Source organism: Anaeromusa acidaminophila DSM 3853 (assembly GCF_000374545.1).
Lineage (GTDB): Bacteria > Bacillota > Negativicutes > Anaeromusales > Anaeromusaceae > Anaeromusa > Anaeromusa acidaminophila.
Genome location: NZ_KB894597.1, coordinates 1 through 22,974 on the forward strand (window position 1 = coordinate 1; position 22,974 = coordinate 22,974).

Annotated in this window: 23 protein-coding genes and 6 tRNA genes; 7 read left to right on the forward strand and 22 right to left on the reverse strand. The window is 47.0% G+C overall.

Annotated features, from left to right (window positions below; translation table 11 throughout):
• The 12 genes from C508_RS18505 to C508_RS0112085 form a co-directional block, all read right to left on the reverse strand.
• Positions 1 to 201, reverse strand: a 201-nt coding sequence (locus tag C508_RS18505) for a transposase (RefSeq protein ID WP_018703821.1), incomplete at its 3' end; no start/stop codon positions are given.
• Positions 202 to 443: 242 nt separating this feature from the next.
• Positions 444 to 2,075, reverse strand: a complete 1,632-nt coding sequence (locus C508_RS0112035; RefSeq protein ID WP_018703822.1) for an L-lactate permease — start codon at positions 2,073 to 2,075, stop codon at positions 444 to 446.
• Between the two features lie 402 nt (positions 2,076 to 2,477).
• Complete coding sequence (locus tag C508_RS0112040; protein ID WP_018703823.1) at positions 2,478 to 3,446, reverse strand: polyprenyl synthetase family protein; 969 nt, start codon at positions 3,444 to 3,446, stop codon at positions 2,478 to 2,480.
• A gap of 160 nt (positions 3,447 to 3,606) precedes the next feature.
• Positions 3,607 to 5,235: an L-lactate permease gene (locus C508_RS0112045; RefSeq protein ID WP_018703824.1), complete on the reverse strand. Its 1,629-nt coding sequence runs from the start codon at positions 5,233 to 5,235 to the stop codon at positions 3,607 to 3,609.
• Between the two features lie 402 nt (positions 5,236 to 5,637).
• Positions 5,638 to 6,117: a siroheme decarboxylase subunit beta gene (ahbB, locus tag C508_RS0112050; RefSeq protein WP_018703825.1), complete on the reverse strand. Its 480-nt coding sequence runs from the start codon at positions 6,115 to 6,117 to the stop codon at positions 5,638 to 5,640.
• Between the two features lie 18 nt (positions 6,118 to 6,135).
• A complete protein-coding gene (gene ahbA / locus C508_RS0112055) occupies positions 6,136 to 6,585 on the reverse strand; it encodes a siroheme decarboxylase subunit alpha (RefSeq protein WP_026319503.1) in 450 nt (149 codons plus the stop codon).
• Positions 6,586 to 6,667: 82 nt separating this feature from the next.
• Positions 6,668 to 7,291, reverse strand: a complete 624-nt coding sequence (gene yihA, locus C508_RS0112060) for a ribosome biogenesis GTP-binding protein YihA/YsxC (RefSeq protein WP_018703827.1) — start codon at positions 7,289 to 7,291, stop codon at positions 6,668 to 6,670.
• Positions 7,292 to 7,293: 2 nt separating this feature from the next.
• Positions 7,294 to 9,621, reverse strand: a complete 2,328-nt coding sequence (gene lon / locus C508_RS0112065; RefSeq protein ID WP_018703828.1) for an endopeptidase La — start codon at positions 9,619 to 9,621, stop codon at positions 7,294 to 7,296.
• Between the two features lie 83 nt (positions 9,622 to 9,704).
• Positions 9,705 to 10,973, reverse strand: coding sequence for an ATP-dependent protease ATP-binding subunit ClpX (gene clpX, locus C508_RS0112070; protein WP_018703829.1), 1,269 nt, complete (start codon positions 10,971 to 10,973; stop codon positions 9,705 to 9,707).
• A 12-nt stretch (positions 10,974 to 10,985) separates the two neighbouring features.
• Positions 10,986 to 11,591, reverse strand: a complete 606-nt coding sequence (gene clpP / locus C508_RS0112075; protein WP_018703830.1) for an ATP-dependent Clp endopeptidase proteolytic subunit ClpP — start codon at positions 11,589 to 11,591, stop codon at positions 10,986 to 10,988.
• An 87-nt stretch (positions 11,592 to 11,678) separates the two neighbouring features.
• Positions 11,679 to 12,968, reverse strand: coding sequence for a trigger factor (gene tig / locus C508_RS0112080; RefSeq protein ID WP_018703831.1), 1,290 nt, complete (start codon positions 12,966 to 12,968; stop codon positions 11,679 to 11,681).
• A 147-nt stretch (positions 12,969 to 13,115) separates the two neighbouring features.
• Positions 13,116 to 13,190: transfer RNA gene (locus C508_RS0112085), tRNA-Gly, on the reverse strand.
• Between the two features lie 310 nt (positions 13,191 to 13,500).
• Between C508_RS0112085 and C508_RS0112090 the strand changes: the two genes are divergently transcribed.
• The 4 genes from C508_RS0112090 (at position 13,501) to C508_RS0112105 (ending at position 13,847) form a co-directional block, all read left to right on the forward strand.
• Positions 13,501 to 13,576, forward strand: a tRNA-His gene (locus tag C508_RS0112090).
• Positions 13,577 to 13,592: 16 nt separating this feature from the next.
• Positions 13,593 to 13,668: transfer RNA gene (locus C508_RS0112095), tRNA-Gln, on the forward strand.
• 4 nt (positions 13,669 to 13,672) lie between these two features.
• Positions 13,673 to 13,748, forward strand: a tRNA-Lys gene (locus tag C508_RS0112100).
• Positions 13,749 to 13,763: 15 nt separating this feature from the next.
• Positions 13,764 to 13,847, forward strand: a tRNA-Leu gene (locus tag C508_RS0112105).
• A gap of 65 nt (positions 13,848 to 13,912) precedes the next feature.
• Here the strand turns inward: C508_RS0112105 and C508_RS0112110 are convergent.
• The 8 genes from C508_RS0112110 to C508_RS0112145 all read right to left on the reverse strand — a co-directional run bounded on the left by C508_RS0112110 (position 13,913) and on the right by C508_RS0112145 (position 18,966).
• Positions 13,913 to 14,992: an SPM autocatalytic domain-containing protein gene (locus C508_RS0112110; protein WP_018703832.1), complete on the reverse strand. Its 1,080-nt coding sequence runs from the start codon at positions 14,990 to 14,992 to the stop codon at positions 13,913 to 13,915.
• A gap of 156 nt (positions 14,993 to 15,148) precedes the next feature.
• A tRNA-Arg gene (locus C508_RS0112115) sits at positions 15,149 to 15,225 on the reverse strand.
• A 46-nt stretch (positions 15,226 to 15,271) separates the two neighbouring features.
• The gene (locus C508_RS0112120; protein ID WP_018703833.1) at positions 15,272 to 16,015 is read right to left on the reverse strand and encodes an ABC transporter permease; all 744 of its coding nucleotides are present in this window, start codon (positions 16,013 to 16,015) and stop codon (positions 15,272 to 15,274) included.
• Entirely contained in the window at positions 16,012 to 16,851 is an 840-nt protein-coding gene (locus C508_RS0112125) for an ABC transporter ATP-binding protein (RefSeq protein ID WP_018703834.1), read from the reverse strand. The genes C508_RS0112120 and C508_RS0112125 overlap by 4 nt, the downstream gene beginning before the upstream one ends.
• Positions 16,848 to 17,048, reverse strand: coding sequence for a CooT family nickel-binding protein (locus C508_RS0112130; protein WP_018703835.1), 201 nt, complete (start codon positions 17,046 to 17,048; stop codon positions 16,848 to 16,850). Before C508_RS0112130 ends, C508_RS0112125 begins: the two co-directional genes overlap by 4 nt.
• Entirely contained in the window at positions 17,041 to 17,466 is a 426-nt protein-coding gene (locus C508_RS0112135) for a DUF3842 family protein (protein ID WP_018703836.1), read from the reverse strand. The genes C508_RS0112130 and C508_RS0112135 overlap by 8 nt, the downstream gene beginning before the upstream one ends.
• Before the next feature lie 82 nt (positions 17,467 to 17,548).
• Positions 17,549 to 17,716, reverse strand: coding sequence for a hypothetical protein (locus C508_RS20380; RefSeq protein ID WP_018703837.1), 168 nt, complete (start codon positions 17,714 to 17,716; stop codon positions 17,549 to 17,551).
• Between the two features lie 113 nt (positions 17,717 to 17,829).
• Positions 17,830 to 18,966 carry a DUF362 domain-containing protein gene (locus tag C508_RS0112145; RefSeq protein ID WP_018703838.1) on the reverse strand — a complete coding sequence of 379 codons (1,137 nt, stop codon included), beginning with the start codon at positions 18,964 to 18,966 and terminating at the stop codon, positions 17,830 to 17,832.
• Between the two features lie 173 nt (positions 18,967 to 19,139).
• Between C508_RS0112145 and C508_RS0112150 the strand changes: the two genes are divergently transcribed.
• Both C508_RS0112150 and C508_RS0112155 read left to right on the forward strand, forming a co-directional pair.
• Positions 19,140 to 20,186, forward strand: coding sequence for a PocR ligand-binding domain-containing protein (locus C508_RS0112150; RefSeq protein ID WP_018703839.1), 1,047 nt, complete (start codon positions 19,140 to 19,142; stop codon positions 20,184 to 20,186).
• A 31-nt stretch (positions 20,187 to 20,217) separates the two neighbouring features.
• Positions 20,218 to 20,670 carry a chemotaxis protein CheW gene (locus C508_RS0112155; RefSeq protein ID WP_018703840.1) on the forward strand — a complete coding sequence of 151 codons (453 nt, stop codon included), beginning with the start codon at positions 20,218 to 20,220 and terminating at the stop codon, positions 20,668 to 20,670.
• A 110-nt stretch (positions 20,671 to 20,780) separates the two neighbouring features.
• Here the strand turns inward: C508_RS0112155 and larA are convergent, their stop codons facing one another.
• Both larA and C508_RS20385 read right to left on the reverse strand, forming a co-directional pair.
• Positions 20,781 to 22,055, reverse strand: coding sequence for a nickel-dependent lactate racemase (larA, locus tag C508_RS0112160; RefSeq protein ID WP_018703841.1), 1,275 nt, complete (start codon positions 22,053 to 22,055; stop codon positions 20,781 to 20,783).
• A gap of 45 nt (positions 22,056 to 22,100) precedes the next feature.
• Entirely contained in the window at positions 22,101 to 22,265 is a 165-nt protein-coding gene (locus C508_RS20385) for a hypothetical protein (protein ID WP_018703842.1), read from the reverse strand.
• Positions 22,266 to 22,388: 123 nt separating this feature from the next.
• Between C508_RS20385 and C508_RS0112170 the strand changes: the two genes are divergently transcribed.
• The gene (locus tag C508_RS0112170) at positions 22,389 to 22,934 is read left to right on the forward strand and encodes a hypothetical protein (protein WP_018703843.1); all 546 of its coding nucleotides are present in this window, start codon (positions 22,389 to 22,391) and stop codon (positions 22,932 to 22,934) included.
• The last annotated feature ends 40 nt before the right edge of the window (positions 22,935 to 22,974 follow it).

Sequence of the window (22,974 nt, forward strand, 5' to 3'; positions counted from 1 at the left end):
GAAGCGGCGAACCCGGTATCCGGAGCGATATCCTTGGCGTCCTTCACTACGCTCGGATTTTTCAGCGCCAAGCTTTCCTTCTACTTCGGCTTCCATAAGCCGTTCACAGAGCCATTTGAGCATAGATAACATGGGTTCTTCGTCCAACACAAATTTCATTAGCATTTTTTCGAAAGGTACGGTAGAATTTTGGTAAGCCATCGATTACACACTCCTTTGGGTTTGCTAGCACTTACCTTTTCGGAGTTTTCGATGGCTTTTCCTTTTTCACTTTTGCGAACTTAATTCTACGCTATCTAAATTTATGTATGCAAGACCTAATCTTTTCTATTTACCTCGTAGCGCCTTATATAGTATAATTAGGTAAATTTTAATGAAAAACTTTTTAAAGTCCAAAAAAAGAACGCCGCCGGCAAAACCGGCGACGCTCTTCCTTTTTAAGCTTATGGAAGCATCCAGTGTAAGAAATACGCTTGCGAATAAGTCATCAAAGAAACAATGATGATCATTGCAATACTATGAGGCAAAGTAAAGCGGAAGATCGTTCCTTCCTGCCCTACCAGGCCGGTAGCAGCGGTCGCTACGGAAATACTTTGCGGAGAAAGCATTTTACCGCAAACACCACCAGAGGAGTTAGCTGCAACCATCAAGTAAGGGTCGGCGCCGATTTGCTCGGCAGTCGTTCTCTGCAGCGACGAGAACAAGGCGTTGGACGAGGTGTCTGAACCAGTCAAGAACACGCCCAACCAACCAAGGATTGGCGCAAAGAGCGGGAACAAGGCCCCAGTCTTCGTGAAAGCCAGACCCATGGTAGCACTCATGCCCGAGTAGTTCATCAGATAGGCCAAACCCAAAATCATAGCAATCGTTACAATCGGGAACATGAGGATACGAATGGTACGGCCAAAGCAAGAAATCGCTCTGCCTACGCCATAATTAGGAATAACAAAGAGAGACAAAATGCCGGAAAGCAAGATAGCGGTACCGCCGGCGGACAACCAACCGAAGGTATATACCGCACCGTAAGGAGTTGTTTTCGCCACAATCGGCGCAGCTTTGGAAATTGCATTATGCAAACCAGGCCAAGGAATATTAATATTGGTGGCTCCCAAAACACTTTTAACAGGGCCCCATCCCCAAAGGAAGACCATGATAGCTAAGAGAATGTAAGGCATCCAGGCGCGAATAACTTCTCCCGAAGTATAGCGCAATTCTTCTTTACCAGATCCGGTATCTTTTTCATCCGGGAAGCGCCAAATATTGGAGGGCTTCCAGAAACGCAAGAACAAACCTAAACCAACGATAGTTACGACAGCCGAGGTAATATCAGGCAGGTACGGGCTAACATAGTTTGCTGTATACCACTGGGTAACAGCAAAGCAGCCGCCGCCAACCAACAGGGCCGGCAATACTTCCATGGAACGCTTCCACCCGCTCATGGTAACTGCTACCCACAAAGGCACGATGATGGACAAGAAAGGTAATTGACGACCAATAATCTGGCTGATATGCATGATATCCAATCCGGATACCTGAGCCGCAACAATAACCGGGATACCAATCCCGCCAAAGGCAACAGGCGCCGTATTAGCAATCAAGCAAATCCCTGCAGCGTACACGGGGTTGAAACCCAGACCCACGAGCATGGCTGCAGTAATAGCCACCGGAGTGCCGAACCCGGCTGTTCCTTCAATAAAAGAACCAAAAGCGAAGGCTACAAATAAGGCCTGCAAACGACGATCTTCAGTAATAGAAGCCAAAGAGTTTTTAATAATTTCAAATTCGCCCGATTCTACAGTCATGTTGTAGACCCAAATTGCAGTAACTACAATCCAGACAATCGGGAAGATGCCGAAAGCAGCTCCGCAAACAACCGAGTTAATAGCTAAACCTGCAGGCATGCCCCAAGCGGCAACCGCAACAACCAGCGCCGAAACAACGGCGGCAGCAGCGGCAAAATGGCCTGGAGTCTTTTTAACGCCCAGTAAAAAGAGCAAAATGTACAAGGGAATACCTGCCACAATAGCGGACAGAATAATATTCCCCATGGGATCATAACCTTGTACCCATGTCATACGTAACTACACCCCTCTTTATTTTGTTCTCTGCAGAACCATAGCTGCTTATGCAGTTTTGGTTCTTTTCTATTTTTGTTACCGTAATTAAGCGTAATCGACTGCCTCCTTTCTCAAAAAGTCGAGTCGTGCCGCCTTTATCAAGTCACCTCCTTTCTTGCATAAAATCACAACTCTATCCAAAAGCAAAAAAATAGATTGCTCTTAGAAACAAAGTAGGATATTCTTCAATCTTCATCATACACAATAAATTTAATGTTTTCTCCATTTTCAAACACTTTAAGTCTTCGCTATGAAATACGAATCTCCTGCTTAAAAAACAACAAAAATGCACAAAAATAAAAGAACGGTTTTGAACCGTTCTTTTATTTTTGTGCATTTTCAAGGATTACAGCCCATATATCAGCATTTACGTAAGTTCACAAAGTCAGCTACCTGACAAAAAGTTTCTCGGAAATTTTCCTTCAAACACTCAGGCAACACCTCTTTGGCTTGTTGCAAATAGGCATCCACTTTAGCGTAAGAATAAGCAACACCGTCAGATGCATGTACGATGTCTAATGCTCTTTGAACTTCCTCATCATTCAGCACTACTTTTTGTTCGAGTAAACCTCGCAAGGTGTCGCGTTCTTCCGCTACTGCCAAAGCTCGCAACACTGGTAACGTAATAATCCCCTGCCGCAGGTCATTTCCCGCAGGTTTGCCAATTTGCGCACTAGAAGCCGTCACATCCAAAATGTCATCCGTAATTTGGAAAGCCATCCCCAAAGAATATCCATATTGGCGCAGCGCATCAGTAGCTTCTGCGGCCAAACCGGCGGACAACGCTCCTAATTCACAGCTGGCGGCAATAAAGTCCGCTGTTTTTTTAGCAATACGAGCATAATATTCTTGCTCGCTCTGCTCAAGCTGGAAAATAAACTGATTTTGAATGATCTCGCCTTCACACATCGCACAAATAACATCCGCCAATACACGCAGCATACTCTGATCCACATGCGTGGCAATTAGAGAAAACGCCTTGGCAAATAAATAATCGCCTGTCAAAACAGACATCTGATTACCCCAAAGCGAATTGGCTGTCGGCCTCCCTCTCCTTGTATTCGAAGAGTCCACTACATCATCATGGACAAGCGTTGCCATGTGAATCATTTCAATAGCTGTAGCCAGAGGCATCATGGTAGCCGGCTGGCTTCCACTACTGCGCGCGCACAAAAAATAGAGCGCAGGACGCAACCGCTTGCCGCCGGCCTGCACTAGGTGATCGCTAATTTTATGGACCAGATCCACCGGCGAATCCACCACGGAAAGCAACTCCGCTTCCAACGCCGCAAGATCCTGTTGAGCCAACGCAAAAAGTTCTTGATTCATCACGATCGTATCACCTACAAACAAAGTCTGCTTCTATAATACACTACCAGCCAAACAAAGTCCATACTCTGCCTACGGCCCCTTTTCTATGTAGCAATGAAAAAAAGCAAACAGGATGGAAGACAGCTTCCATCCTGCGCATCATGATTAAAATTACTACTTAGTGCGGAATCATCCAGGACAAGAAATATGCCTGAGCATAGGTCATTATACAAACAATGATACACAGCACAAAGGAGTGCATAACCGTAAAGTTAAACAAATCGCCTTCCTTGCCTACCAAACCGGTAGCGGCCGTAGCAACAGCAATGGACTGAGGCGAAATCATTTTGCCAGTTACACCGCCGGAAGAGTTGGCTGCAACCGTCAAAATAGGATCTACGCCAACCTGCTGCGCTGTAACAGCCTGCAAGTTGCCAAAGAGAGCGTTAGCAGAAGTATCAGAACCCGTCAGGAATACGCCTAACCAGCCCAAGACCGGAGCAAAGAAGGGGAACAAGCTGCCGGTGCCTGCCAAGAACAGACCCATGGTAGCGCTCATGCCAGAGAAGTTCATGATATACGCCAAGCCCAAAACGCAAGGAATAGTAATCAAAGGCTTTTTCAACTGGCTGAAGGTACGGCCCAAAATGGTGAAGTAACGGCTAGGACCAACGCCGAGAACCATAGAAGAGAAAATACTTGCGAAGAGTAACGCGGTACCAGCGGCGCTCAGCCAGTTAATTTTGAAAATAGCATCCATAGCCTTGGGGCTCTTAGCGATCGGAGCCACTTGAATAACAGCCTTATGCAAGCCAGGGATCATCCATTTTAAAGTTACAGTATCAATCATGGCCACAACCGGCTTCAGACCCCAGAGAATAACCATAACCGTCAGAATGATGAACGGAGACCAAGCTTTGATTACCGCACCAGCGGAATCAGGGCTTTTCACTTGCAGTGTAGGCGCTTTTTCGTTTTCAAAACGCCAAATCGTAGCCGGCTTCCATACCCGCAGGAACAGAGCCAACGAAATAATAGCAGCCAAAGAAGACAAGATATCGGGCAGTTCTGGTCCGAGGTAGTTCGAGGAGAACCACTGCAAACCAGCGAAGGAAACACCAGCAACCAAGCAAGCCGGCAGCACTTCCATGCAAGATTTCCAACCGGACATCAAGGTAACCAGCCAAATCGGGATGATGATCGAAAGGAACGGCAGCTGACGGCCTACCATGGCGCTGATTTGCATGGTGTCCACGCCAGAAACCTGACCAGCAACGATAATCGGAATACCGATACCGCCGAAGGCAACCGGAGCTGTATTAGCAATCAAACACAGACCAGCGGCATACAGCGGGTTGAAGCCCAGGCCCACCAGCATACCGGCGGAAATAGCAACAGGCGTACCGAAACCGGCAGCACCTTCTAGGAATGCGCCGAAAGCGAAGGCAACCAGGAGCGCCTGCAGACGACGGTCGTCAGTAATAGCGGCAATCGAGTTTTTAACAATCTCGAATTGTCCCGTTTCTACAGTAATATTGTAAATAAAAATAGCCATAATAACGATCCAGAAAATCGGGAAGATACCGTAAAGAGCGCCCATACCGGTAGCCGACAAAGCCAGTCCGGCTGGCATCTTGTACGCAAAAATAGCAATCAATACCGCCGAAGTTACAGCAACGGCGCCAGCGATGTGACCAGGAGTACGACGAATCGCCAGCATGTAGAAAATAATAATCATCGGAATAGCAGCTACTAACGAGGATAATGCCAAACTGCCCATAGGATCATAAATTTGGGTCCATGTCATGTGTAGTCAACTTCCTTTCTCTAACAGATAATGTTGTAAAAAAGCTTCATCTTTTGGGGAAAATTTTGTTACCACTTTGCTTCCTACGCCGCCAGCTGGAAAGAAGTTGCCCGAGGAAAGGAGCTGTACGGCATACGCATAGGGTCTTCATCACCTCCTGCAAAAAATTCCCACGCCAAGTTGTATCTCATCTTTCGCACATTGAACCCGCCAAGGAAGTTCTAATGTCACAATTGTTTGTGAGCGAAAGCCTGATACCTTCCATTACAGAAAAAACTGTATATCTAGTAATTAAGGCGAAAAATGCACTATTTTAAGAAAATTTAATGTAAAAAAAGAGTAAAAATAAAACCTGCTTCCTTTAGAAAGTCCTCTTCCTTCAGGGAAGCAGGCACCCTACGCTTAAACTGATTTATGTTCGGCGAAATAACGCATGCTAGTCTTCTTCCACTCACGTGTGCTAAAGAGCATCGTATAATTTTTTTCTTCCGCCTGTTCCGCCAATTCCGCCGCTAAGGCGCGGCAGGCTTCCCTCGATTGGGAATGCAGCATGACGTAAAAATTATAAGGCCATTGCGGTGCGCTCTTCCTAGCATAGCAATGTGTTACTGAAGGATGCGCCGCCATGACTTTTCCCACTTTGGACAAGCGATCTTCTTTAACAATCCAAGCGCACAATGCATTGGCTGTATACCCAACTTCACGGTGCCGAAGCACAGCGCCCATTTTACGAATACACCCTTCTCGCTTTTGCTTTTGCAAGCGAGTCAACAACTCTTCTTCAGAAATGCCAATCCTATCTGCCAGCTCCTTATAAGGTTCTGACACCAAAGGAAATTCATCCTGCATGGCAATGACAATTTTGCGATCAATCAAATCCATTTACGGACTTCCTCCACCTTACAACGTAAATTGCACACTTACTTTATATTTTTCCGTAGCCGGCAGGCTTAGTACTTCTTCCACACCGGGCAAGGCGCGAATTTCTTCCAAAATACGAGTTTCTTCCGCTAATCCCGGAGAAATAAGAGCAAACCAGAGATTATATTCCCCGTCGCGCTCATAATTGTGCGTTACGCCTGCATAAGCATTGATAGCCCTAGCTACTGCATCCATTTGCGCTAGCTGTACCTTGACCGCAACCAGGGTACTGACATACCCTAACTGCCGAGAGTCAAAGAAGGCGCCCACCCGTCGCAAATAACCATGAGTCTTAAGATATAGCAGTCGTTCTAATACTGTCGTTTCTTGACATTGCAACCGCTCCGCCAAGACTTGAAAAGGCCGGCTTGCCAAAGGCAGGTCGGTCTGAAGAATATTCAACAGCTTTTTATCAAACTCTGTCAGCATGTCTTCTCCATTCAATTCCAAAACCAGACCAATATGCAAATATATAAGTCATCTTTGAAATCTATTTTTCATGTGTTTTATTTTACAAAATAAGCTTAATTAAGTCAAGCAATTCTTGCCGACCTTGACCATTTTGCGCCGAATATGCCATCACTTCGGCTATTCCTTGCGTTTGCAATGATTTTCTCGCGTTTGCTACCGCAGAGGCCACCTGATTCTTGCTAATCTTATCTGCCTTCGTCAAAATCAGCTGTAACGGCAAGCCCTTATCCGCCAGGCGACGAAACATTTCCACGTCGCTGGGCATGGGCGCATGCCGAATATCAACCAATAGGCAAACCAAACGCAAATACGGAGATTGTTTGAAATAATCTTCAATAAAGCGACTCCAAACTTTGCGGTTTGCCTGGCCTGTTTTGGCATAACCATATCCTGGTAAGTCCACTAAGTGGAAAGGGAGGCGCTCCTCCCCTTCCCGCATCATCACTTTAAAAAAATTAATGGTCTGCGTTTTCCCCGGCGTACCGCTAGTCCTAGCTAAGCCACGATGACGGCACAACGAATTGATCAATGACGACTTACCGACATTGGAGCGGCCAATAAAAGCCACCTCTGGCAGCGCTTCTTCTGGAAACTGATCTCGCCGAACCGCCGAGGCGACATACTGCGCCTGTATAATATCCAACTTTGCTTTTTCTGAACTCATTCCTATTTCACCAATGCCTCTTTCAACACTTCATCCATGTGTTCTACTTCAACAAAACGAAGTTCCTTACGAATATCCGCAGGAATATCTTCTAAATCACGACGATTTTCTTTCGGGAGAATAATCGTACGAATTCCCAAGCGATGCGCCGCCAAAACCTTTTCCTTGATGCCGCCTACCGGCAGCACTCGGCCTCGCAGCGTAATCTCTCCGGTCATCGCCAAGTCCCCCCGCACAGCACGGCCAGTTAACGCGGAAATGACCGCAGTGGCCATCGTAATGCCCGCTGAAGGTCCATCCTTGGGAATCGCTCCTTCGGGCAAATGAATATGCAAATCTTTTTGTGCATGGAAGTCTTCTTCAATCCCCAGCTCCGCCGCGCGTGAACGAATATAACTGACCCCAGCCTGAGCCGACTCTCGCATAACTTCGCCCAGTTTGCCGGTCAAAAGCAACGTCCCTTTGCCGGTAAGCACTGAGACTTCCACAGGCAGGACGTCACCGCCGACTTCCGTCCAGGCTAAGCCCGTACTGACGCCGACTTGATCTTTCTGTTCAGACGGCAAGTGACGAAAACGAGGAATCCCCATATAGGTTTCCAAATTTTTCTCCGTTACGCGGATGCTTTTTTTCTTGTTTTGTACAATCTGTCTCGCCGCCTTGCGGCACAGAGTGGCGATCGTCCGTTCCAAGCCACGCACGCCGGCTTCACGAGTGTACTCCCGAATCAAGCGCACCAGTACCTTCTCCGGTACATTCAGTTTGCTGGGCTTCAACCCATTTTCCTTGAGCTGCTTCGACAGTAGGTACTGCTTGGCAATTTCCAGCTTTTCCTCTTCCGTATACCCAGCTAGTTGAATAACCTCCATACGGTCTAATAGCGGCCTTGGAATGCTGTGCAGCACATTAGCCGTCACCATCCAAAGTACTTTTGACAAGTCAAAGGGCAGCTCCACATAATGATCGCTAAAAGTATTGTTCTGTTCCGGATCCAATACCTCCAGCAACGCCGAAGACGGATCTCCTCGAAAATCGGCGCTCATCTTGTCGATCTCATCCAGCAAAAATACAGGATTCTTGCTTCCCGCCGTACGCATCCCCTGAACAATCCGCCCAGGCAACGCCCCGACATAGGTGCGTCGATGTCCGCGAATCTCCGCTTCATCGCGGACGCCGCCCAAGGAAATACGCACAAATTTACGCCCTAAAGAGCGCGCCACAGAGCGCGCCAAGGATGTTTTGCCCACTCCAGGCGGTCCCACAAGACAAAGGATCGGCCCCTTCATACTTTCCGTCAACTGACGCACCGAAAGATATTCCAAAATGCGTTCTTTGACCTTTTCCAGACCGTAATGATCCTCGTTTAAGATCGTTTCCGCCGCTGTAATATCTAATACGTCTTCTGTTTCTTCTTTCCAAGGAAGCACCAGCACCCAGTCCAGATAGTTGCGCAAAACCGCAGTTTCCGCCGTCATAGAAGGCATTTTTTCCAACCGGTCAATCTCTTTAGCGATTTTATCCGCTGTTTCCTTAGGCAGCTCCAACGCCGCCAAGCGCCGCCGGTATTCTTCCACTTCGGCTATACGTTCGTCTTTGTCACCAAGCTCTTTTTGAATAGCTTTCATCTGTTCACGCAGATAATACTCTTTCTGCGTCTTTTCCATTTGTTTGCGCACTTGACCGCTGATTTTCTTTTCTAATTCAAGAATTTCCAACTCTCTAGCCAAAATATCGCAAAGCTTTCCTAGCCGTTCTTCCACGTCCAGCGCTTCCAGAAGCATTTGTTTATCTTCCAGCTTCAGCGCTAAATGACTGGCAATTAAGTCCGCTAAGCGCCCGCTTTCGTTAATGGATAAAACAGACACAAGCGTTTCAGGCGGAATTTTTTTGCTCAATTTCGCCCATTTTTCAAAAGCTTCAATCATGGTTCTCTTATAAGCTTCCATGGCAGGCGTCGCTTGTACATCCTCCACGGCTTCACTGACTTCCACTTGAAAAAAGTCTTCCGCCTCTAAATACGACTCAATACGAGCGCGCCGCAGGCCTTCTACAAGTACGCGAATCGTACCTCCAGGAAGCTTCAACAATTGCTTAATCTCCGCTACTGTGCCGCAACGATAGATTTCCTCAGGTGTCGGCGTGTCAATTTGTGCATCCATCTGAGTCGCTAAAACAATCTGTCGGTCTGCAATCATCGCCGCTTCCAGGGCTTTAACCGATTTTTCACGGCCTACGTCCAAATGGATGATCATATACGGAAAAACTAAAATCCCCCGCAACGGCAGCATAGGCAACGTTCTTTTTACGGCAAAAACATCTTCACTTTTCATTTATTACGTCCTCCTTTACGAGGATTCATTTTCCAAATCATACTGTCAAAAAAGCCGGCAGGGTACACCCTACCGGCTTTAGCTCATGCCGACTCTTCTTTTTTGCTGCGCCCCTTTTTTTCTTTTTCCTTGCTCAACAAGGGGTCAGCTTGATGGAGAACCGCTTCTTGCGTCACCGTGCATTTGCTAATCTCACTGTTTGAAGGAACCTCATACATGACATTGCGCATAATGCTTTCGATGATAGCGCGCAAACCGCGAGCTCCGGTATTGCGCTTAAGGGCCTCCTTGGCAATGGCCTGCAACGCATCTGGTTGGAATTCCAGTTGCACCTCATCCATCTCCAAGAACTTCTGATACTGCTTCACCAACGCATTTTTAGGCTCTACCAAAATACGCATCAGCGCTTCTTCATCCAGTGCATCCAGCGTAACAATGACTGGCAAACGACCGATAAATTCCGGAATCAAGCCAAATTTCAGCAAATCTTCCGGTAAAATTTTCCGCAACAATTCACCAATATTTTCCTCATGTTTACTCTTGATCTCAGCACCGAAGCCCATCGATTTTTGGCCTACACGGCCGCTGATAATCTTATCAACGCCGCTAAAAGCTCCGCCGCAGATAAAGAGAATATTCGTCGTATCAATCTGAATGAATTCCTGATGCGGATGCTTACGCCCGCCTTGCGGCGGCACGCTGGCAACGGTGCCCTCCAGGATTTTCAAAAGCGCTTGTTGGACGCCTTCGCCGGATACGTCGCGAGTAATAGATGGATTTTCGGATTTGCGGGCAATTTTATCGATTTCATCGATATAAATGATCCCTTTTTCCGCCCGTTCCACATCATAGTCCGACGCTTGAATCAGCTTGAGCAGGATGTTTTCCACATCCTCGCCAACATAACCTGCTTCAGTCAACGAAGTAGCGTCCGCAACTGCAAACGGCACATTCAGAATTTTCGCCAGAGTCTGCGCCAATAGCGTCTTTCCGCTGCCGGTAGGTCCCACCATGACGATATTGGACTTTTGTAATTCCACCTCGTCTTTGCGCGCTCCGTAGTTGATGCGTTTATAGTGGTTGTACACAGCCACGGCCAAGGTCTTTTTAGCATCCTCTTGTCCAATGACGTATTGATCCAAAATATCTTTGATCTGCTTGGGTTTAGGAAGCGATGTAAGCTCTACTTCAACTTCTTCTCCCAACTCTTCTTCGATGATTTCATTGCATAATTCAATGCATTCATCACAAATATAGACGCCAGGACCTGCTACCAGCTTGCGCACCTGCTCCTGCAGTTTGCCGCAAAAAGAACATTTCAGTTGGCTTTTATCGTCTCCGAATTTCAACATAGTTTCACTCTCCTATTCCGGAGTCTTCGGATTTCGTTCATCCCGCCGAATCACGGAATCAATAATGCCATACTCTAACGCCTGTTCGCTGGACATGAAGTAATCCCGTTCCGTATCTTGGCATACCCGTTCCAATGGTTGTCCGGTATGCGACGCCAAAATACCGTTTAGAGATTCCTTCATCCGTAAGATTTCTTTAGCCTGAATCTCAATATCCGTCGCTTGCCCCTGTGCACCGCCAAGAGGCTGGTGAATCATAACCCGCGCATATGGCAAAGCATACCGCTTGCCTTTGGCGCCTGCAGTTAAGAGCAGCGCCCCCATTGAAGCGGCCGAACCGATGCAAATAGTCGACACGTCAGGTTTAATATATTGCATGGTATCGTAAATAGCCATACCGGCCGTTACCACGCCACCGGGACTGTTGATATAAAGATGAATGTCTTTATCCGGATCTTCCGATTCCAAAAACAAAAGCTGGGCAATGACCAGATTGGCCACATGATCGTCAATGGGACCGCCCAAAAAAACGATACGATCTTTTAAAAGTCTGGAATAAATGTCATAGGAACGTTCTCCACGGCTGGATTGTTCCACAACGATCGGCACATAGCTCATGTTTTCACACCTCTCTGTATGGTAGTGAAACTGTTGCCGAAAATCGACAACAGTTTCTAGTTAAACGAAATAGCATTACGCAGTTCTTTATGCTTTTTCTACGGTATCCAAAATCAACTGAGTTGCTTTTTTGCGCAGAATCGACTGCAAGAATGCACCAGTATAACCTTGCTTTTGGATGATTTTGGCCACATCTTTGACTTTGCTGCCATAAGCGGCAGCCATAGTAACCATTTCCGCTTCCAAATCTTCCGGAGCCGCTTCAATATTTTCCGCTTTTACAATGGCTTCTAAAACCATATCGCCTTTTACCGCTTCCGTAGCAGGCTCACGATACTGCTCTTTCAACGCAGCCATATCCATTTTAGAGAAAGCCAAGTACTGTTCTAAACGCATGCCGCGGCTCTGCAGGTTGATATCCAGATCATTGATCATATTGTCAATGCGCTGCTCAACCATTACTTCCGGCAAATCCACTTCGGCATTAGAAACAGCCAACTTGATTGCATTGGTCCGGAACTCCGTTTCTGCACGAGTAGCAGCCGTTTGCTCCAACTTATTACGCACGTCGGCCCGCAATTCATCCAGCGTAGCAAACACGCTGGCGTCTTTAGCAAACTCGTCGTCAAGAGCCGGCAGTTCTTTGCGTTTGATGTCCTGAACGGTAACTTCAAACACCGCTTCTTTACCAGCCAACGCTTCTGCATGATACTCTTCCGGGAAGGTTACATTGACTTTACGCTCTTCGCCAGCTTTAGCGCCGACCAATTGCTCCTCAAAGCCAGGGATAAAGGAACCGGAGCCGATTTCCAGCGGATATGCTTTACCTTCGCCGCCTTCAAAGGCTTTTCCTGCAACAAACCCTTTAAAATCAATAATTGCAAAATCGCCATTAGCCAATTCTGCGCCCTCGGCAACAACCATCTTGGCTTGACGCTCCCGCATGGATTGCAATTGTTTTTCAACATCTTCATCAGATACTTCCGACGAAGGGGCCTCAACTTTTAGATTTTTGTATTCACCCAGAGTCACTTCCGGTTTTACCGTGACCGTTGCTTTAAACACCAGCGGCTGATCTTCCGCCAAGGTCACAACTTCCACTTCTGGACGAGTCACAGGATCTAATTCCTGCTCATCCAGCGCCTGACCGTAAGCCTTACCAGCCATTAGTTCAAACGCTTCGTTTAAAATGGCTTCTTTACCAATGCGCTGCTCTAAAATTTTACGCGGCACTTTGCCTTTACGAAAGCCAGGAATGCTTACTTGGTTCGCCAACTGGCGGCAGGCTTGATCGATGGCTTTAGCCACCTCTGCCTGAGGTACTTCAATTTCTAGAGTCATTTTATGGTTGTCGAGCTTTTCCGCAGTTACTTTCATGAATGCCGAATCCTCCCTGATGATAGACTTCATGGCGCAGCCAAAAACGGACATGCGCATGTCATGCATAATATGTTATCACACACACCGAGGAAAAACAAGAAACAGACGCAAAAAAACCAGCAGTTCCCTGCTGGTTTGATTTTCTGGAGCGGAAGACGAGATTCGAACTCGCGACCCTCGCCTTGGCAAGGCGATGCTCTACCACTGAGCCACTTCCGCATTTATACTGCCGCTGTCCTCAGCGACGTATATGATTATATACCAACCATCACAATAGTGTCAACCTTTCGATTTGATTTTATTTCTCTTCCTTAATAATAATAAAAAGCATCTTATTTGCAAAATTAATTTCTGTAGATTTTTGCAAAAAACATTCACCGCCCCCCTAAAACAAAGCTCCCCCTACTCGCCGAACGCCGCAAAATAACTGCTTCAAAGCCTTCTTGCATCAAGATAATAATGTTTTGCTAAATGGCCCTTGACAGTTCCTCCTTTCCTAGTCTATAATAAGTCACGTCGCAGAGACATGGTGGCTATGGTGAAGTGGTTAACACGGCGGATTGTGGCTCCGTTACTCGAGGGTTCGAATCCCTCTAGTCACCCCATTTAATTTCATACTGTTGGGGCGTAGCCAAGTCGGTAAGGCACCGGACTTTGACTCCGGTATGCGTTGGTTCGAGTCCAGCCGCCCCAGCCATTTTGACCCACTAGCTCAGTCGGTAGAGCACCTGACTTTTAATCAGGGTGTCGTTGGTTCGAGTCCAACGTGGGTCACCATTTTTTTATTTTCTCGCGGGCGTGGCGGAATGGCAGACGCGGCAGACTTAGGATCTGTTGCCGCAAGGCGTGGAGGTTCAAGTCCTCTCGCCCGCACCATTTTTATAGTACAAATTAAAAAGGACAGCAAGCATTTTTGCTTTTGCTGTCCTTTTTTGTTTTTCTTAGACGATCAAGTCAATCTGCTTAACCATGCCTACCTGACCGTTTTCTTTAAGAAAGACACTGCTCGTCCGCATCTGCCCTTGGGCATTGCCTGCAGCATCTTTCATCGAAAATTCGGTTGCTACATTTCCTAAATATATAGCGCCTACTCCGGCTTGCCCCAATGCCAAAAGCTGATCCTGACCATTAGCGTCTTTCGTCCAGATCCGCAGTTTATTATAAATCGGATCATTTTCATCAATCCATTGATTTCCATCAGCATCGTAGGCAGCCAACTCAGAAAAGCCCTGCCCGGTTGAAGGCCCGAACAATTCGCTGCCGTCCGTAGCCTTGCCGTCGTTATTCTTATCAAGCATCAAAAAACCGCTGCCGGACGCTAAAAAGGGGATTTCTTCCATGGAGCCATCGCTATCCAGATCAAAATTCACTTTCTGCCCGGAGAATTTAGCAAAAGGCTGGCCAAATTCAATCACCAACGGATCAATGGCCGCATCTCCCGCCTTGAGACTAACATGCTCGCTCTGATATAATTCGCGGCTCATATTCATTTGCATGTCAAAGCGAATTTCCCGACCATCCCCGGTTTTAACAAGTCCTTGCGCCTGAAAGGATACTTGCTCCGCTTCGTAGTGTTCCCGACTGTAATCATAACGAACACCCCAGCCAACGCGTTGAGGCCCTCCCGCCTGCGAGCCGCCGCCACCGCCGCTTCCAGCAGCAGGCAACTGCAGGCTCAACTGTGTCGTCATCGCCTGACGCGTCTCCTTATCGAACTGCGGTATAACAAACTTAAACTTCTTCCCTGTTAACGCCTCCATAAAGCGCTGCAGCATTTCCAGTTTGCGCTTATTCTCATCGCTCAGTTCAAAGGGATCCGACACTTCCTTCGCCGCCTCGGTTCCCGTCGCCTTTTGCTGCAGTTCTTTAGCCAGCGCCGATACATCCACTTTGACTGCGTCCATTCCCGCCTTATTTCCTTGTTTACCGTCCACCCATGCTTCCAAAGTCTCTTGTTCCTGGGTTTTGCTCACCGCTGTGTGCTGACTGCTCAGCTTCACTGTCGATTCGGTAATTTTCATAGTCTCATCCTCCTTGATGAATCCGCGACAGAATCATTCCGTCTCCTCTTCCCTACAATAAGAATATCGAAATTCCCACATTGTTCCTTTATCGATTACGTAATCTAGAAATAAAAAAAGCTTTGCGAATATATCGCAAAGCTTTTATAACCTTAATGGTGACCCCGGCAGGATTCGAACCTGCGGCCTTTTGATTCGTAGTCAAACGCTCTATCCAGCTGAGCTACGGAGTCATCTGCGTATGTAAGTATATCCCACTCAAGGCATCCTGTCAAGTTTCTAACAGCGACGAAGTTTTTCGAGCGCTTTCACGCCCCAGATGGAAAATGCCACACCGTACCCTAATAGTACTGCAAGCGAAACAAAAGGTATTTCTCCGCCTCCAGCCAGTTGACGCAAAGACTGGCTGGCATGGGTCAGCGGCAAAAGTTCCACTACCCAGGCTGCCGCTTGCGGCAGTCGATCCGGTGAGAAAAAGGTACCGCATAAAAAAGACATCGGTAATAAAATATATGTGCTAAAGTTAGCCATATCTTCATGAGAATCAATGATCAACGCCGCCACAACACCCAAGGCCGCAAACAAAAAACAATTACAAAACAAAAACAGTACAAACCAGCCGTCCAAATTCAGCGCAGCGCCAAACAGCCAGGCCAATAGCAAAATAACCAGAGAAGACAACATGCCTCGGACAACGCCGCCTAAAATCTTGCCTACAACAAACGAAAAAGAAGAAATTGGCGCAATTAGATATTCTTCCAATGTTTTATGATATAAGCGGCTCATATTCAGAGGCGAGCCCACGGAGCTAAAACTGATATTCATCGAATTCAACGCCAAGATGCCTGGCACTATATAGTCTAAATAACTGCCGCCGCTCCAAGACATGGAACGGCCCAACCCCCAGCCAAAAGCAACTAAATATAAAATAGGAGTTACCATACGCGATAAAATAAACTTAGCAAGGCGGCGGTGCAATACAAGCCAATCTCGCCAAAATACTGTCCAGATATCTTCGATCATGCGCTCACCCTACGTCCTGTCATTTCCACAAATACATCCTCCAGATTGGACTGCCGCAATACCGCATCCCCCGCAAGCTGCGCTGCAAAAGCCGCCGCCTCAGTACGCTCCGAAAAAAAACGGCTTTCCAGCCCTTCTTCCCCCGGCCATTCAACAACAAAACGGCCCACGCGCTGACACAATATCGCAGGTGTGTCTAAAGCAATGAGCCGTCCCTTATCCAAAATTCCCACTCGTTGGCACAAATGCTCCGCTTCCTCAATATAATGGGTTGTCAACAGTACCGTAACCCCGTCTTTATTCAGACGGCGAATCAAATCCCACAGGCGACGCCTCACTTGCGGATCCAATCCCACCGTAGGCTCATCCAAAAACAATATTTTCGGCTCATGCAATAAAGCCCTCGCGATCATCACCCGTCTCTTCATGCCACCCGACAAGCTCTGAATTCGCTCCTTGCGACGATCCTGCAGTTCCACATATTCCAATAACAAATCCATGCGCTGCAACAAAACAGAGCGCTCCATATGATGCAATCGCCCATGCAACTCCAAGTTTTCTTCCACCGTCAAGTCCACATCCAAATTGAAGTGCTGCGGCACGACGCCAATCAGCTTTTTAATCTGCGCATCGTCGCTGCCTAACTGAAAACCGTGAACCAGCACTTCGCCGGAACTAGCCTTAGCCAAGGTCGTTAGAATACGAATGGTTGTCGTCTTACCAGCGCCGTTAGGCCCTAAAAGTCCAAAAATTTCCCCGTCGGGGATATGCAGTTCCAGCCCATCTACCGCCGTTCGCGAGCCGAATCTTTTTACCAAATTTTGAATTTCAATCATGCCTGTTTCTGCACCCGTTCCAGAACGATTCGGTGATCCACCAAATGCAATTCTTTAATCTGCGCAGCCAAAGTTTTACGTTGCCCGAAAATATTCTCTAAAAAAATTTCATTGCCTTTAGGCACAATTGTATCTACACGCTCCAATAACAGCTCTTCTTTCCCATTCTCCAGCAAATATACATTGGCCTCACACATTTGACTCGGCCTCCTTTTTCTTTCGTAGCTCCCTTAGCAGCGCATCCACTAGATGTGGTAACGGTTCGTTGGAAGAACCCAAGACCTCCACATTTTCCCTATGTAGCGGCAATACAATTTTAGGAACGCCCGTGCTGGCAATGGCTTCCGCCATCCGCGGCGTCAGCTCCCCCAGCATGGCGTTCGCCAGTAAAATACTCAAGGGACCGACAATAATATCCACCCGCTCTACATTCCGAACGATTGCATTTTCACCGGTAGCGCCCTCGTTTGCCCCCGCCTTCAACATAGCCGCAGTCGCCAGCGCATTGGTTCCTAACGCCAGTACGTCCATTTCTTCCCGGAACTCACGCCGGATGCGATCCACAATGATCTTTCCCATACCGCCGCCTTGCCCGTCAATGACAGCAATTCGCATACGTCCTCCAGTTCAGTCCACTTTCATTCTAGCAGCAAAGTAACTTATTAATTTTTCGCCAACGCCTGCTAAATTCCTTTTCCTATTTTTTGGAACTCTTGCGACTCTTGCGCGTCGGCCTTAAAAGTCTCTGTAAAATGCGTGAAAAAGCATCACTCTCTTTTCCCTGCATCCGCCCCTCTTCATACCCTTCTTGCTGCTGTGGCAATTCACTGCCCAGACGACTAGACACATCGACTCGTTTGATCATTTGCTACCCTCCCAGCATTCATCTACTGACAGGCTTCGCCAGACAGCGAAGCTTAAAAGATCAATTTACTTTACTATCGTTATTCCCGTCCGCCATCTTAACCAGTTGCTTGCCTACCGCCCGCTCCATTTTTTCCAGCTTTTCCATAAACGCAGCAGCCGCCCCTGCTTTAACTGCACTGCGTCAGCCGGACACAATTCCTGACAGCAGTAACATCGAATGCAGCGCGACCGCTCAACAACGACGTTCCCGTCTTGCATCGCCATAGCTTTCGGCGGACAATGCGCGATACATCGACCGCAGCGCACGCATCTAGCGTTATCCACAACAGGCCAGGCTGTAAGTTCCCGCCGCGCTGCAGCCACCAGCCAGGAAGGCACAACATCATCCAGCTTTTCATAGGTATGAGGCGGTGCAAAATTGAAAGCAAGTTTCCTTCCATCTCCCACCAACTCCAAGTTTTCCACATCCGCCAAGCCGCGCTGTGCAGCCTCTAATTCCACCGGCAGTTTGGCTCCCGTAAAGCCCATAAGTCGGCTCATGGCTGCGTCCACCGCAAACGGATTGGCGCCGGCTAATACTACGCCAGCCTCATACGCTGCGCCATTACGCGGCCCCTGTCCTTCCATCGCGCGCACGCCATCTATAATCGACAAAGCAGGTCGTAAGCATTCTGCCAAATCAACCAACCATGCTGCAAAATCCGCATGCTTTTGCATACGCAAATGATACTGCGCTTTTTCCGCTCCCACTACAGCGCCAAAAAGATTTTTCACTGCTCCGGTAACTCCTGTTAGGGAGTGCGTTTTCATTTTCGCTACAGAAATAATGACATCCGCATCTACGCAGGCTTTTGCCAGTGAAAAACCTTGCGCCATTTTCCCTTTCCCATACGGCACATGACATGTTTCATCAAAGGAAACCAACCGAGCTCCTTCTTCCCGGCATACAGCCGCTAGACCGGTCTTTTCCGCCACCTTCTGCGTACTCTCAAAGGCCGGCGAATCCCCCACCAGAGGAACGCCGCCGACTTCTTTAACTAAACGAATCACCGCCCGCACTACCTCCGGATGGGTAGTCACTAAAAACCCGCGATGACCGCTTTCCAGCATATTCGGCTTCACCAGCACGATCTGTCCAGGATTCACAAACGCCGCCATACCGCCCGCTAAATCAACCGCGGCCCGCACTCCTTTTTCAACTTCCGCCGGCTCATAATTTAAGGTTTTTATAACGCTTACTTTATCCATATTTTCAACCTCAATCATCATCTACTTTGATAACATTATTTTAAAATAATTATTTGAAAATTGCGAATTGATGGTTTTTAGTATAATATATAACTAGGATTACCATTACTTGTTAAATGTCCTTTTTCCTGACTCTGCTACCATCTATTTAGTCAAAAAAGGAGAGATGAGTTATGAAACAACACTTTAAGGTAACCGCTTCCGACGACTTAAAGGATCTGAAAATAACTGACGTAATCGATCTCGACTTTCTTCAACGCTTCCAGGATGACTTTGCAAAAGGCGTAGGCTTAGCCAGCGTAACGGTTGATATAAACGGGACCCCCGTTACTAATCCGAGTTCTTACACTCGTTTTTGCATGGATTATACTCATGGCACCGAATGCGGCGACAAACGTTGTGCTGAATCGCACCGCAAAGGGGGCGAAGAAGCGGCTCGTCTCGGAAAGCCTGTCGTTTATGAATGTCATGCCGGTTTAATCGACTTTGCCGCGCCAATCATTGTAGAAGGCCGACAAATCGGAACCATTCTGGGCGGCCAAGTTTTAACAGAGCTGCCTGACGAAGCAAAGTATCGCCGCATTGCTCGCGAAATCGGCGTTGATGAAGAGGGTTATGTTGAAGCCGTACAGGAGGTCCGCAAGCTAACCCGCGAAAGCATCGAAGCAGCCGCCAATGTCCTTTTCATTGTCGCTAACAGCCTTTCTAAATCCGCGTATCACCAGCGGAAATTAAAAGCCCTTGCCAATGTGCTTAACGATGGCATCGCACAAATTTCAGCAACCATGGAAGAACTAGCCGCCTCGGCCTGCACGGTAAGCGAAAATCAAAGCAAATTAAATCTTGAAATCAAAAATGTAAATACGGTTACCGGCGAAATCAATCAGGTAACGACCTTAATTAAGGATATTGCCGATGAAACTCGCCTCTTGGGTTTAAATGCAGCCATTGAAGCCGCCCGCGCCGGTGAAGCAGGCCTTGGATTTGGCGTAGTCGCCCAAGAAATAAGAAAGCTCTCAGCCGATTCTAAACAAACAGTTGGGAAAATTCAAGAGTTTACTACTGCCATCAGCGGTTCCGTTGAAAAAACCGTAGCCATGGGACAAGAAACAGCCCTAACGTCCGAACAACAAGCCGCTGCCATTGAAGAAGTAACCGCTAGTGTCGAAGAAATCCAAAGTCTTACCGAACAACTAAACGCTTTAGCGGATGAGCGCTAGTAAGGCGGCGATTAAAGCAGGAGGTGAAATCATGGCTCACATTCAATTAGTCGTTTTTGAGTTAAACGGCGAAGAATATGGCGTTGACGCTTTAGCTGTAAGCGGCATTCTGCGCCCGCAAAAATTCAAAATCCACAAAGTACCTGGCCTGCCTGATGTAATTGAAGGTATGATCGACTTGCGCGGACAAGTCAATTATATTTTTAATCTCGGTATTAAGCTAGGACTTGAAAAAACAATAATTGCAGAGGAAAGCAAATTCATCATGTTGAACATTCAAAATACTGTCGCCGGATGTATCGTAGATGAAGTGACCGACATCGTTACTATCTCCGATGAGCAAATTCAACACCAACCAGAATTCGTAGCAACCCTTAGCGGGAAATACCTTTTAGGTATTGGCAAAATAGACGAGCGGTTAATCATCATCCTAAATCCTGAAAACATCCTATCTACCGAAGAATATGAGGCGCTAACCGGTTAAGCGCCTCCCCCAGTAAGCCCGGCTGATACTGGGCGGTTTTCTAACCAGATCCCACTATAAAAGGAGCTGCGGATTACTCCGCAGCTCCTTTTGTTGGCTTCCGTTTCTTTCTATTTTACGATTACAGAAACTCCGTCCGGCACCACGGTAATGCTGGCATCTTTGCCAACAATTTCCTCTGCCATTTTCATCGCTTCCGGAAGCGTATTGGCAACTTTCATTTTCATATCTTTTATCATGCCATGATCGCACTGATCGGTGACCATGATAACCGTATGATCAATCAAAATACGCGCTAAAATTTGAGCTTCCCATTGATCCGGCAGCGTATGCTGAGGTTCAATGGCCATAATTTCATCCATAACCGCTTGTGCGCTATTAGCCTTTTTAAACCACTCATAGAAATCTTCGCCGCCATGTCCGTCATTGCAAGCTGCACATATGATAATCACGCCGCCTTTGCGGCAGGTGGCTTCTGCGGCGCTCATTCCCTTGACCGCTTGGTAAATATTTTGATCCAACGGATATCCGCCATTGGAAGTAATGGCAATATCCGCAGGCTTTGCAGCTACATTCGCTAATTCACCGGCAAATTTCGTTCCCTCAGCATGGGCTTTTTCAAGATCGCCGGCAAAAGCTTTGATGATTTTCTTATCCGCATCAATGACAACGTTCAAGATAAACTGCAGTTTAGCGGTTTTAGCAGCATGCAGCATGTCAATGTGAATCGGATTTCCTTCCAAATTGCCGGTTCTGGCCTTGTCACTGGCAATAAATTGAGAGTTGTGATTGGCCAACACGGTTACCTTACTCACCACGCCCGGCAGAACGCTTTTACGGCCACCCGAAAAGCCTGCAAAGAAGTGCGGCTCAATAAATCCTTCAGAAATCAACAAGTCCGCTTCTACAGCCAATTTGTTAATGACAATATCGCCGCCCGAAGGAAGTTTACCGATATTCACCATAGATTCCGGCTCAAAGGCATTATGCACTACTATTTTTTCTTCAGCAACAACTTTTTCCCCAAATTTTCCAATCAGTTCTTCTTTGGTTGTCGGACGATGGAAGCCGGTAGCAATCAAGAAGGTAATATCCGCCTCCGGATTACCACTGCGGATTTCTTCCAGCATAATCGGCGCCATGATTTTGCTGGGCACCGGACGAGTATGGTCACTGGCGATGATCACTATTTTATTCTTCCCTTTGACCAAGTCCCGCAGTCTCGGAGAACCAATAGGATTTTCTAACGCTTTTTTCACCAGTTCCTGTTCGCCAGCCTCGGGTTTATAATGATGTGCTTTGGACTCAAGCACACCAACTAATCTTGCATCATCAATTTGAGCCTCGATAAAACCTTTACTATACGGAATTTTTACTACAGCCATGTTTTCTCCTCCCATACTTTTAAAAATTGTACTTCTCTGGTTTCCTTATTTTTTATTATAGCACTCTCCAACATAAATTGCTGATTTTTCAACGATAATACCCACTTTTAATTTGCCGGAAATCAAAAAGCATCTTAGTTGCTCCTTATCTTCTCCTATGATTTTCCTTTCAAGTATGTAAGAAATTACTCTACACATATCAACCGCCACTAATCTAACTTCCTACAAACGACTTAGGCCTGACCATAATCCGCCCTGTTTTTTCTACATAACCTTGGCAGGATAAATTTCTTTCTTTATGGAAGTAACAATAAAATTGCTCGGAGGTGTGTAATGAAAAAAATATCTGTTTTGGCTTTCTGTTTTTTTCTTTTGTGGGGCTGTAGCATTTCTTTTGCTAACATCATTAGAGAAAACGACGGCGACAATGTCGCCTTTTCCAGTTGGCAAAAATTCACCGACAATAATATCACAACGTACTGTTCCTTGGTAAAATACATAGATTTGGGGGCGTCTTCTACATTTTGGCTGCGCATGGATAGTAATCGCGGCGCTTTTCAAGAGCGGGCATACTTGCAGATAGACAATAATATCCTCCAAATAAAGCGCCTTGAAGCCGGTACTATGTACAACCGTACAGGAACTCCAGAACCCTCCATTTTAAGCCCGTGGAGCAGCACAATGTATAGTTTATCAGCTACCGAACTTGATGCGTTTCGAAAATGTTCTTCTATCCGTTTAACGTTGACCCTAATGGACGGTAAAACCATGTCTTATAAACTGTCTCCCGTTGCAGTCGCCGACTGGAAAAGAGTATTAGACCTCTCTAGCTCCAGTTTAGCAGCGCCTTCCGTGCAAAAGCAAACTAATGAAAATTGAAGATCAAGCGCAAAGAACTCCTGCCTCTTTTCGGCAGGAG